At 68.1% G+C, this 13,652-nt stretch carries 10 protein-coding genes and 3 tRNA genes; 8 read left to right on the top strand and 5 right to left on the bottom strand.

Annotation, left to right across the window (positions count from 1 at the left end; all coding sequences use genetic code 11):
• Positions 1-672: 672 nt before the first annotated feature.
• Both VL129_RS03850 and VL129_RS03845 read left to right on the top strand, forming a co-directional pair.
• Positions 673-966, top strand: a complete 294-nt coding sequence (locus tag VL129_RS03850; protein ID WP_325410251.1) for a GIY-YIG nuclease family protein — start codon at positions 673-675, stop codon at positions 964-966.
• A gap of 33 nt (positions 967-999) precedes the next feature.
• The gene (locus VL129_RS03845; RefSeq protein ID WP_325410249.1) at positions 1,000-1,938 is read left to right on the top strand and encodes a glutathione S-transferase family protein; all 939 of its coding nucleotides are present in this window, start codon (positions 1,000-1,002) and stop codon (positions 1,936-1,938) included.
• A gap of 221 nt (positions 1,939-2,159) precedes the next feature.
• On the opposite strand, the gene VL129_RS03840 is transcribed toward VL129_RS03845, so the two are convergent.
• The 4 genes from VL129_RS03840 to yjeH form a co-directional block, all read right to left on the bottom strand.
• Positions 2,160-2,663: a GNAT family N-acetyltransferase gene (locus VL129_RS03840; RefSeq protein WP_325410247.1), complete on the bottom strand. Its 504-nt coding sequence runs from the start codon at positions 2,661-2,663 to the stop codon at positions 2,160-2,162.
• A gap of 94 nt (positions 2,664-2,757) precedes the next feature.
• Positions 2,758-3,759: a nucleoid-associated protein YejK gene (yejK, locus tag VL129_RS03835; RefSeq protein WP_325410245.1), complete on the bottom strand. Its 1,002-nt coding sequence runs from the start codon at positions 3,757-3,759 to the stop codon at positions 2,758-2,760.
• A gap of 174 nt (positions 3,760-3,933) precedes the next feature.
• Positions 3,934-5,283 carry a TAXI family TRAP transporter solute-binding subunit gene (locus VL129_RS03830; RefSeq protein WP_325410243.1) on the bottom strand — a complete coding sequence of 450 codons (1,350 nt, stop codon included), beginning with the start codon at positions 5,281-5,283 and terminating at the stop codon, positions 3,934-3,936.
• A gap of 48 nt (positions 5,284-5,331) precedes the next feature.
• Positions 5,332-6,594 (bottom strand): L-methionine/branched-chain amino acid transporter, encoded by a 1,263-nt coding sequence (gene yjeH, locus VL129_RS03825; RefSeq protein ID WP_325410241.1) that lies wholly within the window; start codon positions 6,592-6,594, stop codon positions 5,332-5,334.
• Between the two features lie 90 nt (positions 6,595-6,684).
• Here yjeH and sbcD point away from each other — a divergent pair, with 90 nt between their 5' ends.
• From sbcD to VL129_RS03800, 5 genes are all read left to right on the top strand, one after another.
• A complete protein-coding gene (gene sbcD, locus VL129_RS03820; protein WP_325410557.1) occupies positions 6,685-7,902 on the top strand; it encodes an exonuclease subunit SbcD in 1,218 nt (405 codons plus the stop codon).
• Positions 7,899-11,300 (top strand): exonuclease subunit SbcC, encoded by a 3,402-nt coding sequence (sbcC, locus tag VL129_RS03815; protein ID WP_325410239.1) that lies wholly within the window; start codon positions 7,899-7,901, stop codon positions 11,298-11,300. Before sbcD ends, sbcC begins: the two co-directional genes overlap by 4 nt.
• Positions 11,301-11,488: 188 nt before the next feature.
• Positions 11,489-11,564, top strand: a tRNA-Asn gene (locus VL129_RS03810).
• Between the two features lie 9 nt (positions 11,565-11,573).
• Positions 11,574-11,650 (top strand) — tRNA-Pro (locus VL129_RS03805).
• A gap of 6 nt (positions 11,651-11,656) precedes the next feature.
• A tRNA-Lys gene (locus VL129_RS03800) sits at positions 11,657-11,731 on the top strand.
• A gap of 181 nt (positions 11,732-11,912) precedes the next feature.
• Here the strand turns inward: VL129_RS03800 and VL129_RS03795 are convergent.
• A complete protein-coding gene (locus tag VL129_RS03795) occupies positions 11,913-12,467 on the bottom strand; it encodes a phosphatase PAP2 family protein (protein ID WP_325410237.1) in 555 nt (184 codons plus the stop codon).
• Positions 12,468-12,598: 131 nt separating this feature from the next.
• On the opposite strand from VL129_RS03795, the gene VL129_RS03790 reads away from it, so the two are divergent.
• The gene (locus VL129_RS03790; RefSeq protein ID WP_325410235.1) at positions 12,599-13,624 is read left to right on the top strand and encodes a glycosyltransferase family 4 protein; all 1,026 of its coding nucleotides are present in this window, start codon (positions 12,599-12,601) and stop codon (positions 13,622-13,624) included.
• The last annotated feature ends 28 nt before the right edge of the window (positions 13,625-13,652 follow it).

Genomic DNA, 13,652 nt, shown 5'->3' with positions numbered 1-13,652 from the left:
CAATCCGTGGCGCGCCCGCCTCGGTCGGCCGGGGTAAACCCGGCCCCACAAAAAAGGATCGGCGCCGTGGTCCTGTGGGGCCGGCTTTACGCCGGCCAGCGGTGTTTCGACCGGCACAGCCGTGGCGTTCCCGCCCTCGTCGGCCGGGGTAAACCCGGCCCCACAAAAAGGATCGGTGCCGCGACCCTGTGGGGCCGGCGTTACGCCGGCCAGCGGTGTTTCGACCGCCACAGCCGTGGCGTTCCCGCCCTCGTCGGCCGGGGTAAACCCGGCCCCACAAAAAGGATCGGCGCCGTGCCCCTGTGGGGCCGGCTTTACGCCGGCCAGCGGTACTTCGACCGGCACATCCGTGGCGCTCCCGCCCCCATCGGCCGGGGTAAACCCGGCCCCACAAAAAGAATCGGCGCCATGGTCCTGTGGGGCCGGCTTTACGCCGGCCAGCGGTGTTTCGACCGGCACAACCGTGGCGTTCCCGCCCTCGTTGGCCGGGGTAAACCCGGCCCCACAAAAAGAATCGGCGCCGTGACCCTGTGGGGCCGGCTTTACGCCGGCCAGCGGTACTTCGACCGGCACATCCGCGGCGTTCCCGCCCCCATCGGCCGGGCGGGCCCGGCCCCACCCAGATTTCCGGCCTGCTAGACTGCGCCTCCTTATTGCATCCCTCCACCCTCCATGACCGACGCCCCCGCCAAGCCCTGGTTCGTCTATCTGGTACGTGCCGCCAACGGCGCGCTCTATTGCGGCATCAGCGACGATCCGCAGCGCCGTTTCGCCCAGCACCGGAGCGGCAAGGGCGCGCGCTTCTTCCACTCCAGCCCGGCGCAGGCGCTGGTGTTCGTGGAAGCCTGCGCGGACAAGAGCGCGGCCCTGAAGCGCGAGCGGGCCATCAAGGCGCTGCGCAAACCGGCCAAGGAGGTGTTGGCGGCTGGCAGTTCGGCAATGTCGGCAACCGTCACGGACTGCTAGTTTCGCCCCGCACCTTTCCAGCGGAGCCTGACCATGCACAACACCCTGATCCTGCACCACTACCCCGAGTCGCCCTTTGCCGAGAAGGCCCGGCTGATGCTCGGTTTCAAGCAGTTGTCCTGGGGTTCGGTGTACATCCCGCGCATCATGCCCAAACCTGACCTCACCGCACTGACCGGCGGTTATCGCAAGACCCCGGTGCTACAGGTCGGCGCGGACATCTATTGCGACACCGCGCTGATCGCCCGCCGCCTGGAGGCCGAGAAGGCCACGCCCACGCTGTTTCCAGAGGGCCAGGAATGCGTGGTCGCCGCCTTCGCCCAGTGGGCCGATTCGCTGGTGTTCCAGACCGCCATCACCCTGAGCTTCCAGCCGGACGCCCTGGCGGCGCGCATGGCCCAGTTCCCCCCGGCGGCGGTACAGGCCTTCCTGGCCGATCGCGCCGCGCTGTTCAAGGGAGGCTCGGCACCGCGACTCTCGGCCGAGCAGGCCCGCAGCACCTGGACGGTGCTGATGGCGCGCCTGGAGCAGCAACTGGCCCGCGAGTCCGACGACTTCCTGTTCGGCGCACCCTCGGTGGCCGATTTCGCCATGGCCCATCCGCTGTGGTTCCTCAAGAACGGGCCGGCCACCGCATCGCTGGTCGAATCTTCACCGCAAATCAGCGCCTGGCTGGCTCGGGTGCTCGACTTCGGCCACGGCTCCGCGCAGCGCATGGAGGCGGAGCAAGCCCTGGAGATCGCCCGTCAGGCCGAACCGGCACCGCTGCCCGCCGAGGCATTTACCGATCCCAACGGCTTCCAGCCCGGCCAGCGGGTGACCATCCGCGCGGTGGATTACGGCGTCGATCCGGTCGAGGGCGAACTGCTGTACGCCGGCCGGGAGGAACTGATCCTGCGCCGCGAGGATGAGCGGGCGGGCCTGGTGCATGTGCACTTCCCGCGCCTGGGGTTCCAGATCGAGGCGCTGTAAACGGCCAGAGGTCCGCACGGAGCCGCTTTTCGTGGGAGCGGCTTCAGCCGCGATGCTTTGGACAGGCCGTAGCCAGAAGCTCGCGACTGAAGTCGCTCCTACAGGCCCGCGCGGGTGCCGCCTTTCGTGGGAGCGGCTTCAGCCGCGATGCTTTGCCCCAGGCCACAGCCAAAGGCTCGCGACTGAAGTCGCTCCTACAGAAAGCGGCTGTGCTCCCAGCCTCAATGCAGCGCCGAGGTCACCAGGAAATTCACCAGCGTCGGGTCGTCGGGCAGCTCGATCTCGCGGGACGGTCGCGGTAGCTCTTCGACCACCGATTGCCAGAACGCCTGCGCCACGTCGTCCTGCTGGTGGAAGCGCACCAGCCAGGAGTGGCGGGTATCGCTCAGCGCATGCAGGGCCACGGCCCGGCCGATGCCCTGGCGGCGGTATTTCTTGAGGATGAACAGGTCGGCGAACTCCAGCGCGTCGATGCCGGGCACCTCGCTGCGCTCGATCAGCACGAAGCCGGCAATGCAGCCTTCGACCACCACCAGCTGCGCGCTCCAGTCCGGCTCCTGCCAGTAGCGGGCCAGGTACTCCTCGTGGATGTAGAAGCAGCCATCGGCGTCCACGTCCTCCTGCTCCCAGTCGGAGGTTTCGTAGGCGTAGAACTGGTAGAGGTTGCGAATCAGATGGGTCTGGTCCGCCTGGGTGGGAAGCAGTTCGAGAGTCACGGTGGTCATGGGCTACACGGCATGAATCGAGGCGCGGCGCGCCCCGAAGGAAAACGAAAGCGCCCCGGACGAGCCCGGGGCGCATGAACAGGCGGGCGCGGACTCAGCGGCGCTTGAGCTGATCCTTCAGCTGGGTGGGCACCTGGCGGATGGTCAGGGTGTCGGTGGTCTCGTCGTATTCCACCCGCGAGCCCAGCAGGTGGGCCTCGAAGCTGATCGACAGGCCCTCGGCGCGGCCGGTGAAGCGGCGGAACTGGTTGAGAGTGCGCTTGTCAGGCGGAATCTCCGGGGCCAGGCCGTAGTCGCTGTTGCGGATGTGGTCGTAGAAGGCGCGCGGCTTGTCCTCGTCGAGCAGGCCGGAGAGTTCTTCCACGGTGATCGGCTCGCCCAGGCGCGCCTGGGTGCTGGCGTAGTCCACCAGGGTCTGGGTCTTCTCGCGGGCCTGCTCCTCGGCCAGGTCCTCCTGCTCGACGAAATCGCTGAACGCCTTGAGCAGCGTGCGGGTTTCGCTCGGCGCATCGACGCCTTCCTGGCAGCCGATGAAGTCGCGGAAGTAGTCGGAGACCTTCTTGCCGTTCTTGCCCTTGATGAACGAGATGTACTGCTTGGACTGACGGTTGTTCTGCCATTCCGAGAGATTGATGCGCGCCGCCAGGTGCAGCTGGCCGAGATCCAGGTGCTTGGCCGGCGCCACTTCCAGCGCCTCGGTGACCGTCACGCCTTCGCTGTGGTGCAGCAGGGCGATGGCCAGGTAGTCGGTCATGCCCTGCTGGTAGTGGGACAGCAGCACGTGCCCGCCTGTGGACAGGTTGGATTCCTCCATCAGCTTTTGCAGATGCTCGACGGCCTGACGACTGAAGGCGGCGAAGTCCCGCTCGTTGTCCAGATAGCCCTTCAGCCAGCCGCTGAACGGGTAGGCGCCGGACTCGTCATGAAAGAAACCCCAGGCCTTGCCCTGCTTGGCGTTGTAGCTGTCGTTCAGGTCGGCCATGAGGTTCTCCATGGCCTGATTGACCGGCAGCTCGGCGTCGCGGGCATGCAGCACGGCGGGCGAGCCGTCGGGTTTCTTGTCGATGAAATGGACGATGCAGTGACGAATCGGCATGGAACTCTCGGGGCGGGTGAAACAGGCGCGCTAGTGTAAAGCATCGGGGGGCAAAACTTGTGGGGCCGGGTTTATCCCGGCCGACGGGGGCGGGAACGCCGCAACGGTGCCGGCCGGCGTGAAGCCGGCCCCACAGAAAAGCTGCAAGCCGCAGGGTTTGTCACAGCTTCGCAATCACTCAACCAGCTCCGGCTGCGCCAGCGGCTTGCCGCTCCTCGGCTGGTCGCGCAGGAACTCCAGGCGCTTGATCATGTAGCGCACGTGCACGTGCAGGTCGTACAGCTCGCCGGAATAGGACAGCGGCACCTCGATGCGCGCCAGTTCGAGGCCGAGGTCGATCAGGTGATCGATCTCCTGCTGCGGATCCTGCAGCTTGCCCAGGTACAGCTGACGGTCGATCTCGCGCAGGTGCTTGTACCAGCGGTAGATGCGCGAACGGATCTGCCAGCGGTACAGCGGACCGACCACCTTGATCAGCGGAATCAGCAGCACCAGCAGCGGGATGGCGAGGATGATGTAGCGGTCGGCCAGCGAGGCGATGCGGAACGGCAGGTAGCGCTGCAGGATCGGCAGGCCCTTGCTGTAGAAATAGTCGGCCTCGTCCAGCGTGGCGAAGTTCGACGAGGCCGGCGCCGGGAAGCGCCCGGCGGCATCCAGCAGGTTGCCGTCCTTGAGCACTTCGCGGGCGGCGGCCAGGATCAGCGGGGTCAGCGAGGGATGGAACGCTTCGCTGGCCACCAGCGTGGCCAGCGGGCCGACGGTTTCCAGCGGGCGATCGGGCACATTGCGTTCCAGGCTGACCAGCCCCTCGCCCACGTCGACGCGGTTCAGGTACGGCAGGCGCGCCTGATACGCGGCGCTGCGCCCCAGGTTGAGCAGTTGGAGGTTCGGATCGCCGGCCAGGCGCTGCACCAGGCCATTCTCGGCCGGGCCGATGAAGAAGGCCGCGTCGATATTGCCGGCCTGCAGCTCGCGGGCGGCGCGGGCGCCGCCGTACTCGTGCCAGCCCGCCGGCAGGTTCTGCAGGGCGATGCCGTTGGCGCCGAGCAGGGCATCGGTGACCGAGCGGGTGCCACTGCCCGGGCTGCCGATCGCCACGCGCAACGCCGCCAGTTCGCCAAGGCGGGCAACCGTCACCTCCTGGCGGGCGAACAGCCACACCGGCTCCTGGAACAGCACACCCAGGCCGTACAGCTCGGCGCGCTGTTCGCTGTTCAGGCTCAGCTCCTGGCCGCTCTGCACCAGCGCCAGCTCCACCTCGCCGGCGCGCAGCTTGGCGAGGTTGTCCACCGAGCCCTGACTGTTCACCAGCTCCAGCGTGAACCCTTCCTTGGCCAGCTCGGCCTGCAGGCGCAGGCCGAAGCTGTGATAGCCGCCGCTCGGGCCGCCGGTGGCCAGGCGCGCTTCCATCGGCGGCGGCGGCGCCACGAAGGAGAACAGTGCCCAGACCAGCGCGGCCACCACCGGCACGATCCACAGGTTGGCGAGCACGAAGATTTTCAGATCGTTGAAGACACGGCGCATGGCAGATTTCCGAAGCGGTTTCGGCGGCAGAGGATAGCCGCTGCGCTCTTAGCCGCGCGAGAACCGCCGGGCGCGCCGCTCGCGCCAGAGGGCGATCAGCGTCAGCACCGCCAGCAGGCCGAGCGCGTACAGCGCATCCCAGCCGAGCGCCAGCAGCACCAGCAAGCAGAGCAGCGTCGCCAGCGCGGCGACTCCGCGCCAGAGCCCGCGCAGCAGCAGGACCCCGGCGGCCATGCTGAGCAGGTAGACGATGATGAAGTTGCCGTTGGCGTAGCGGATCAGATCGTCCACCGACAGCTGCAGCGCCTGGGCCAGCGCGGCGCACAACGCGCACACCGCCACCACCAGCAGCAGCGCCGGACCCGGCACGCCATGCCGGTTGCGCCCGGCCAGGCGTGCCGGCAGCTTGCCCTCGTCGGCCAGGCTCCAGATCAGCCGGGCGAAGCCCTGCACATAGACGTTGATCGAGGCGAAGCAGGCCAGGTAGCCGAGCAGCGCCACCAGCCAGCGGCTGCGCTCGCCGAACAGCTGGTCCATCAGTTGCGGCAAGGCGGTGGCGTCGCGCTGCGCGTCGCCGTATACGCCAAAGCTCAGCACCGCCACCGAGAAGGCCCAGTACACCAGCCCGGCCAGCAGTACGCCGAGCAAGAGCGCCAGCGGGAAATCACGGCGGGGATTGCGGAACTCCTCGCCCAGATGGGTGAACGCCTCGATGCCGACGAAGCACCAGAACATCACCCCGAGGGCCGCCGGCAGGCGCGACCAGTCCGCGCCGCTGGTTGGCAGCAGTGGCTGGCTGGCGCGCGGCAGCTCGCCGGCCCACCAGATCAGCGCCACCGCGCCGATGATCGCCACGGCGATCAGCCCCTGCACCAGGCTGGAGGCGCGCGGCGGTCGCTGGCCGAGCAGCAGCATGGCGCCGAGGGTGGCCAGCTGGATCAGCAGCACCTCGCCCGCACCGAGCGGCAGCACCGCCTGCCAGAAGCCGGTGGCGATGTTCAGCGCCGCCGGCAAACCGACCGGCAGCACGGCCAGGAACAGCAGCGCGATCAGCCGCTCGCTGCGCGCGCCGAAGGCCAGGCCGATCAGGTGCGGCGCGCCGCCGGCATGGGGAAAGCGCCGGCCCAGCTGGGCAAAGGTGAAGGCCACCGGCAGCACCAGGGCGATGAGGATCAGCCAGGCCCACAGCGAAACGGAACCGGCGGCGCTGGCGGCCAGCGCCGGCACCACGAAGATGCCGGTGCCCAGCAGCGAGGTGCTGAGCAGCGCGACGCCCTGCCCCAGCCCCAGTTCCTTGTTCAAACGACTCATCGGGTATGCTCGCGCCCATTCGAAAGGGTCGCCATGATACGCCCGCGACCGCTTCTCCACCCGCTTCTGGAGCCCGACACCCGTATGAGTCTGCGTCTGCTGCACACCTCCGACTGGCATCTCGGCCAGCACTTCATGGGCAAGAGCCGCCAGGCCGAACACCAGGCCTTCTGCGCCTGGCTGCTGGAACAGGTGCGCCTGCACGCGGTGGACGTGGTGCTGATCGCCGGCGACATCTTCGACACCGGCGCACCGCCCAGCTATGCCCGCGAGCAGTACAACCGCTTCGTGGTGGCGCTGCGCGACACCGGCGCGCGGCTGGTGGTGCTGGGCGGCAACCATGATTCGGTGGCCATGCTCGGCGAGTCCCGCGAGCTGCTGGCCTGCCTGGACACCTGGGTGGTGCCGGCAGCGATGGAGAATCCCGCCGATCAGGTGCTGCTGCTACCCACCCGCGACGGCGAGCCGGGCGCGCTGCTCTGCGCGATTCCCTTCCTGCGCGCCCGCGACCTGCTGCGCAGCGAGGCCGGGCAGAGCGCCGAGGACAAGCAGCGCTCCCTGCAGGACGCCATCGCCGAGCACTACCGGCAGTGCCACGCCCAGGCCGTGAGCTTGCGCCGCAAACACGGCGCGCTGCCGATCGTCGCCAGCGGCCATCTGACCACCGTGGGCGCCAGCGCCAGCGAATCGGTGCGCGAGATCTACGTCGGCAGCCTGGAAGCCTTTCCCACCCGCGACTTCCCGGACGCGGACTACATCGCCCTGGGGCATATCCATCGTCCGCAGAAGGTCGGCGGCCAGGAACATATCCGCTACAGCGGCTCGCCGATTCCGCTGTCCTTCGACGAGGCCAGCCAGCGGAAGGAAGTGCTGCTGGTGGACCTGGACCGCATCGGCCTATGCGGCATCACCCCGCTGCCGGTGCCGCGCTTCCAGCCGCTGCTGAGCCTGCGCGGCACGCTGGAACAGATTGCCCAACAACTGCCCGAGGCCGCCGCCGCGGGCACGCCGGAGTGCCCGGCCTGGCTGGAAGTGCAGGTGGTCAGCGATGACTACCTGAGCGACCTGGGCGCACGACTGGCCGAGCTCACCCGGGACCTGCCGGTGGAAGTGCTGCGCATCCGCCGCGAACGCAACGGCGCCAGCGCCGCGCTGCTCAGCGACAGCCGGGAGACCCTGGACGAGATCGACCCGCTACAGGTGTTCCAGCGCCGCCTGGAGCAGGAAACCCTCGATGACGCGCTGCGCGAGCGCCTGACCCAGCTGCACCAGCAGGTGCTGGCCGACCTGCAGGAGGTGCCGGCATGAGAATCCTCACCCTGCGCCTGAAGAACCTGAACTCGCTGAAGGGCGAGTGGAAAATCGACTTCACTTCCGAGCCGTTCAAGGACAACGGCCTGTTCGCCATCACCGGGCCCACCGGGGCGGGCAAGACCACCCTGCTGGACGCCATCTGCCTGGCGCTCTACCACCGCACGCCGCGCATGGACACGGTCAGCGCCGGCGGCAACGAGCTGATGACCCGCCACACCGCCGACTGCCTGGCCGAGGTGGAATTCGAGGCGCGCGGCGAACGCTACCGGGCCTTCTGGAGCCAGCGCCGCGCCCGCGACAAGGTGGACGGCGCCCTGCAGCAGCCCAAGGGCGAGTTGGCCAAGGCCGATGGCACCCTCCTGGCCGAGAAACTCGGCGACAAGCTGGGCCTGGTCGAACAGCTCACCGGCCTGGACTACGCGCGCTTCACCCGCTCGATGATGCTGGCCCAGGGCGGCTTCGCCGCCTTCCTCAACGCCAAGGCCGCCGAACGCGCGGAACTGCTGGAGCAGCTGACTGGCACCGAGATCTACGGGCAGATCTCCATGCAGGTGTTCCAGCGCGCCCGGGAGCAGAAGGACGTGCTGGAACGGCTGCAGGAACGCGCCGAGGCGGTGGAACTGCTCGACGAGGCGGCGCGCGCCGCACTGGAGGCCGAGGCCGCCAGCCTGGCCAGCGACGAAACCGCCCGGCGCGAGGAACAGCAGGTGCTGCGTGCCCAGCAACAGTGGCTGCAGCAGCGCGACCAGGCCCAGAGCCAACTGAGCAGCGCGCAAGCCCGCGAACAGGCCGCCCGTGCGCAACTGGAACAGGCCGCCGCCGATCTGCAGCGCCTGGCCGCCAGCGAACCGGCCGAACAGTTGCGCCCGGTCTTCGACGCGCGCCTCCAGGCCGAACAGGCCTTGCTGGCCACCGAATCCAGCCTGCAGCGCCTGCAAGACGAACAGCACCAACACCAACAGGCTCGCCAGCAGGCGCTGTGGCACGGCCACTGGGCCAGCGAGCAGCAACGCAGCCAGGCGCACACGGCGCTGACCGCCCTGGAAGAACGCAGCATCGCACTGGAACTGCGCCTCAAGGAAACCGCGGGCCATGCGCTGATCGCCGGCCAGCTGGGCGGCTGGAAGCTGCGTTTCGCCGAGTGCGAGCAGCTCGACAGCGATCTGGTGCAACTGGACAGGCGTCGGCAGGCCATCCAGCAGCGCCTGGCCGCGCATGCCCAGCGCCGTGAGCAGGCCGAGCAGCAGTTGCAGGTCGCCCAGGCGGAGCTGGAAACGGCCCGGACTCAGCTCGCGCAGCGCGAACAACAGCATCAGGCCCTGCTCGGCGAGCGCGACGAAGCCGGTTGGCGCAGCCATTGGCAGACGCTGTTGCAGCGCAAGGGCCATCTGGAACAGTTGCAGCAGTTGCTCGACCAGCGCCAACAGCAAGCCACGCTGCTGCACAAACACGGCACGCGCAAGGAAAAGGCCGAGGCCGTGCAGGCCACTCGGCAGACCGAGCTGACCGCCCTGCGCGATCTGTACCGCCGGGTGAAAAGCCAGGTCGACGACAAGGAGCGCCTGCTGCAACAGGAGCATCTGCTGCAGGCCCGCGCCGAACTGCTGCCCGGTTCGCCCTGCCCGGTGTGCGGCGCCTGCGAGCACCCCGCCGCCGGGCATTACGATCCGCTGGATATTGCCAGCACCCAGCAGGCGCTGACGGAGCTCAAGGCCGAACAGGAGCAACTGACCCTGCGCGGCCAGACCCTGAACGCCGAAAAGGCCCGGGTGGAAGGCGAGCTGGAGGAAATCCACCACCAGCTGCAGGCCGCCCAGGCACAACATGAACAATTGGGCGCCAGCATCGGCCAACTGCTCATCCAATTAGGGCTGAGCGAACCGCTGGACCTGCAGGGCGAACACACCCGTCTACTCGCCGAGCAAGCGGCTACGCAGCAGCGGCAGTCCGAACTGGAGGCGCTGAAGAAAGCCCTGGGCGAGGCGCAGCAGCGGGTCTTCGCCCTCGCCCAGCAGGACGGCGAACAGCGCCAGCAGCTGCAGCTGATCGACAAGGATCGGCAGGCCGATACCCAGGCGCTGGGCGAGCTGGACGGCGAACAGCAGCGGCTGCTGGCGCGCCTGCGGGACGTGCAGCAGGCGCTGCGCGACGAACTGACCACCCTCGGTTATGCCATGCCCGACGACACCGCCGCCTGGCTGGCCGCGCGCGAGCACGACGCCCGGCAATGGCAGCAGGCCGAGGCGCAACAACAGAGCCTGCGCGATGAATTACGCGAGCAGGAGCATCGCCTGGACCATGCGGCGGCCGTGGCCCAGCGCTGGCTGGAGCGCTGGCAGGCCGCCGAGCAGCCGCGCTTCGATGCGCCGAGCGGCGCGTGCGACGTCCTGCTGGCCACCGCAGATCAGCAGCTCGAAGAAGCGGAACGCGCCCTGCTGCAACTGGCCGGCCAGCGGCGCAGCCTCGGCGAGCGCCGCGAACAGCAGACGCAGCAACTGGCGGAACGCCAGGCGCACTGGGAAGCCGCGCTGCGCGACAGCCCGCTCGGCAACGAAGCGGACTATCTCGCCGCCTGCCTGCCGCTGGCCGAGCGCCAGACGTTGCAGGCGCGCAAGCAGCAACTGGACACCGCGCTGACCGAGGCAGCCGCGCTGTACCAGTCCGCCCGGCAGACGCTGGAACAGCTGCTTGCCCACCCGCTGACCGAACAGGACGCCGACACGCTGGCCGCGCGCCTGGCGGAGCTGGACGCCGAGCTGCGCCAGATCGGTCTGCGCCAGGGCGAGTTGCGCGCCACGCTGCAGGGCGATGCGCAGCGCCGCCAGAGCCAGCAGGCGCTACGGGCGCAGATCGAACAGCAACAGGCGCACAGCGACCTCTGGCAGCACCTGGCCAGCCTGATCGGTTCCGCCGACGGCACCCGTTACCGCAAGTTCGCTCAGGGGCTGACGCTGGATCATCTGGTGCATCTGGCCAACCGTCAGTTGCTGCGCCTGCATGCCCGCTATCAGCTCGCCCGCCGCAAGGGCGGCGACCTGGAACTCGACGTGCTGGACACCTGGCAGGGCGATATCGCCCGCGACACGCGCACCCTGTCCGGCGGCGAAAGCTTTCTGGTCAGCCTGGCGCTGGCCCTGGCCCTGTCGGACCTGGTCAGCCAGCACACGCGCATCGACTCGCTGTTCCTCGACGAAGGCTTCGGCACCCTGGACGGCGAAACCCTGGAGGTGGCCCTCGACGCGCTCGACCAGCTCAACGCCAGCGGCAAGATGATCGGCGTGATCAGTCACGTCGAGGCACTCAAGGAGCGCATCCCGGTGCAGATCCGCGTCGACAAGGGCGTCGGCCTGGGCCACAGCCGGCTGGACGGGCGCTTCGCGGTGGCCGGCTGATGGCGCCCTGCGGCGGGCCCTTTCCCGCGCTCAAACGCTAAGCCTTTGAGCGATAAATGAATTTTCTTGCCCCTGTCGGAAAAAAAATCCGCCGCATGTGTTGACAGCGAAATCTCGCTGCGTAAAATGCGCGCCACTGCAACGGGGTTTCCGGTTTTACTGGAAGTTGCAGTTGGAAGTACCGAAGTTCCGCGATAGCTCAGTCGGTAGAGCAAATGACTGTTAATCATTGGGTCCCTGGTTCGAGTCCAGGTCGCGGAGCCAACTTCCAGCCGGGGTATAGCGCAGCCCGGTAGCGCGCCTGCTTTGGGAGCAGGATGTCGGGAGTTCGAATCCCCCTACCCCGACCATATTTTGGGTCGTTAGCTCAGTGGTAGAGCAGTTGGCTTTTAACCAATTGGTCGTAGGTTCGACCCCTACACGACCCACCACACAAGGCTTCATCGAAGCCAGAAAAACGGGAAGCTCCGCAAGGAGCTTCCCGTTTTTTCATGCCTGCGGAAAACCAGGGCGCTTTCGTGCAGGCCGACGCAAAAAGCTCGCGACTGAAGCCGCTCCTACAGGTTCGGGCACACGCCACTTTTGTAGGAACGGCTTCAGCCGCGATGCCCTTCAGACCATCAGCACCAGCTGCGCGATGCTGTAGCCGATCAGCGCGCCGCACAGCACATCGCTCGGGTAGTGCAGCCCCAGCACCGGCCGCGACAGCGCCACCAGTGCGGCGAAGGGCACCAGCAGCACCGCCAGCTGCGGAAAGTAGGCCAGCGCCAGAGTAGTGAAGGACACCGCGTGCAGCGTATGCCCGGACGGAAAGCTGAAGCGGTCCAGCGGCGGGCAGCCGCAACGGATGTCCTGGAAGGTGATGAAGGGCCGTTCGCGCACCAGGCGATGCTTGAGCTGCCGGTAGATCAGCAGGCCACCCAGCCCGGCGATACCCATGCGCAGGGCCGCCTCGCGCCCCGCCTCGCCGGCGAACAGGGCCAGCGCCGCCATCAGGCAGTACCAGAACACCCCGTCACCCAGCCGACTGACCGTGCGGAACAGCCGGTGCATGGCCTGCCGCCGCGAGAGGCGGTTGATGTTGATGCAGAGTCGATATTCCAGCCGTCCCAGGCGCGCCAGGACCGGCAGGGTCAGGTCTTCCGTCTTCAGCGTGATCTTGTCCATGTCTGGCAGACTAGGCGGCGCGTTCGACAACACTGTGAATCTCTCGTGGCAGTTCGATGACCGCCCCGCCGTCATCGAAACGTCATGCACCTGTCACGCAGGCTTAAGGCCGATGATGCCCAATGGCAGCCATGAAGATCGTCATCTGCACCGATGCCTGGCAGCCCCAGGTCAATGGCGTGGTCACCACGCTCAGCCGCACCCGCGACGCCCTGCGCGCCATGGGGCATGAGGTGGAGGTCATCGGCCCGGAGCGCTTTCACAGCGTGGCGCTGCCCGGCTACGCGGAAATCCGCCTGGCGCTGCTGCCGTATCGCCGCATGCGGCGCCTGCTCGACGCGCTGCAAGCCGACCATATCCACATCGCCACGGAAGGTCCGCTGGGCTGGGCGGCGCGTCGCTACTGCCTGCAGCGCGGCCTGCGCTTCAACAGCTCGTACCACACGCAGTTTCCGGAATACGTGCATGCCCGCTACCCCTTCATACCGCTGGCCCTGGGTTATGCACTGATGCGCCGCTTCCACCGCCCGGCGGAGCGCACGCTGGTGGCCACCGAGCACATGGAGCGCCTGCTGCGCGAGCGGGGCTTCACGCACCTGGCGCGCTGGGGACGCGGCGTCGACATCGAGCTGTTCCGCCCGCAGGACCGCCAGCCGGCGCAGCTGCCGACGGACCTGCCGCGCCCGCTATGGGTGTATGCCGGGCGGCTGGCGGTGGAAAAGAACCTGCCGGCGTTCCTGGAACTGTCGTTGCCGGGCAGCAAGCTGGTGATCGGCGACGGCCCGGCGCGCCGCGAGCTGCAGGCGCGCTTTGCCGAGGCCCACTTCGTCGGCTATCGCTTCGGCGAGGAACTGGCGGCTTATCTCGCCGCCGGCGACGTGTTCGTGTTTCCCAGCCGCACCGACACCTTCGGCCTGGTGATGCTGGAAGCCATGGCCTGCGGCCTGCCGGTGGCGGCCTTCCCGGTGACCGGACCGCTGGACGTGGTGCGTCACGGCGAAACCGGCTGTCTGCACGAGGATCTGCAGCAGGCCTGCCTGGGCGCGCTGGCATTGTCGCCGGAGGCCTGCCGGCGCCAGGCCGAGGCGATGAGCTGGGAGGCCTGCACGCGGCAGTTCCTGGCGGCGTGCAGGCCGACGTCGGACGCTCGCGAATGAATTCGCTCCCACAGGGTCAGCGCAGGAC

Origin of the sequence: Pseudomonas sp., assembly GCF_035497915.1 — a bacterium.
Taxonomy (GTDB): Bacteria; Pseudomonadota; Gammaproteobacteria; order Pseudomonadales; family Pseudomonadaceae; genus Serpens.
Note: the sequence above shows the minus strand (reverse complement) of the source record. Positions and strands in the feature narration are given on the sequence as shown.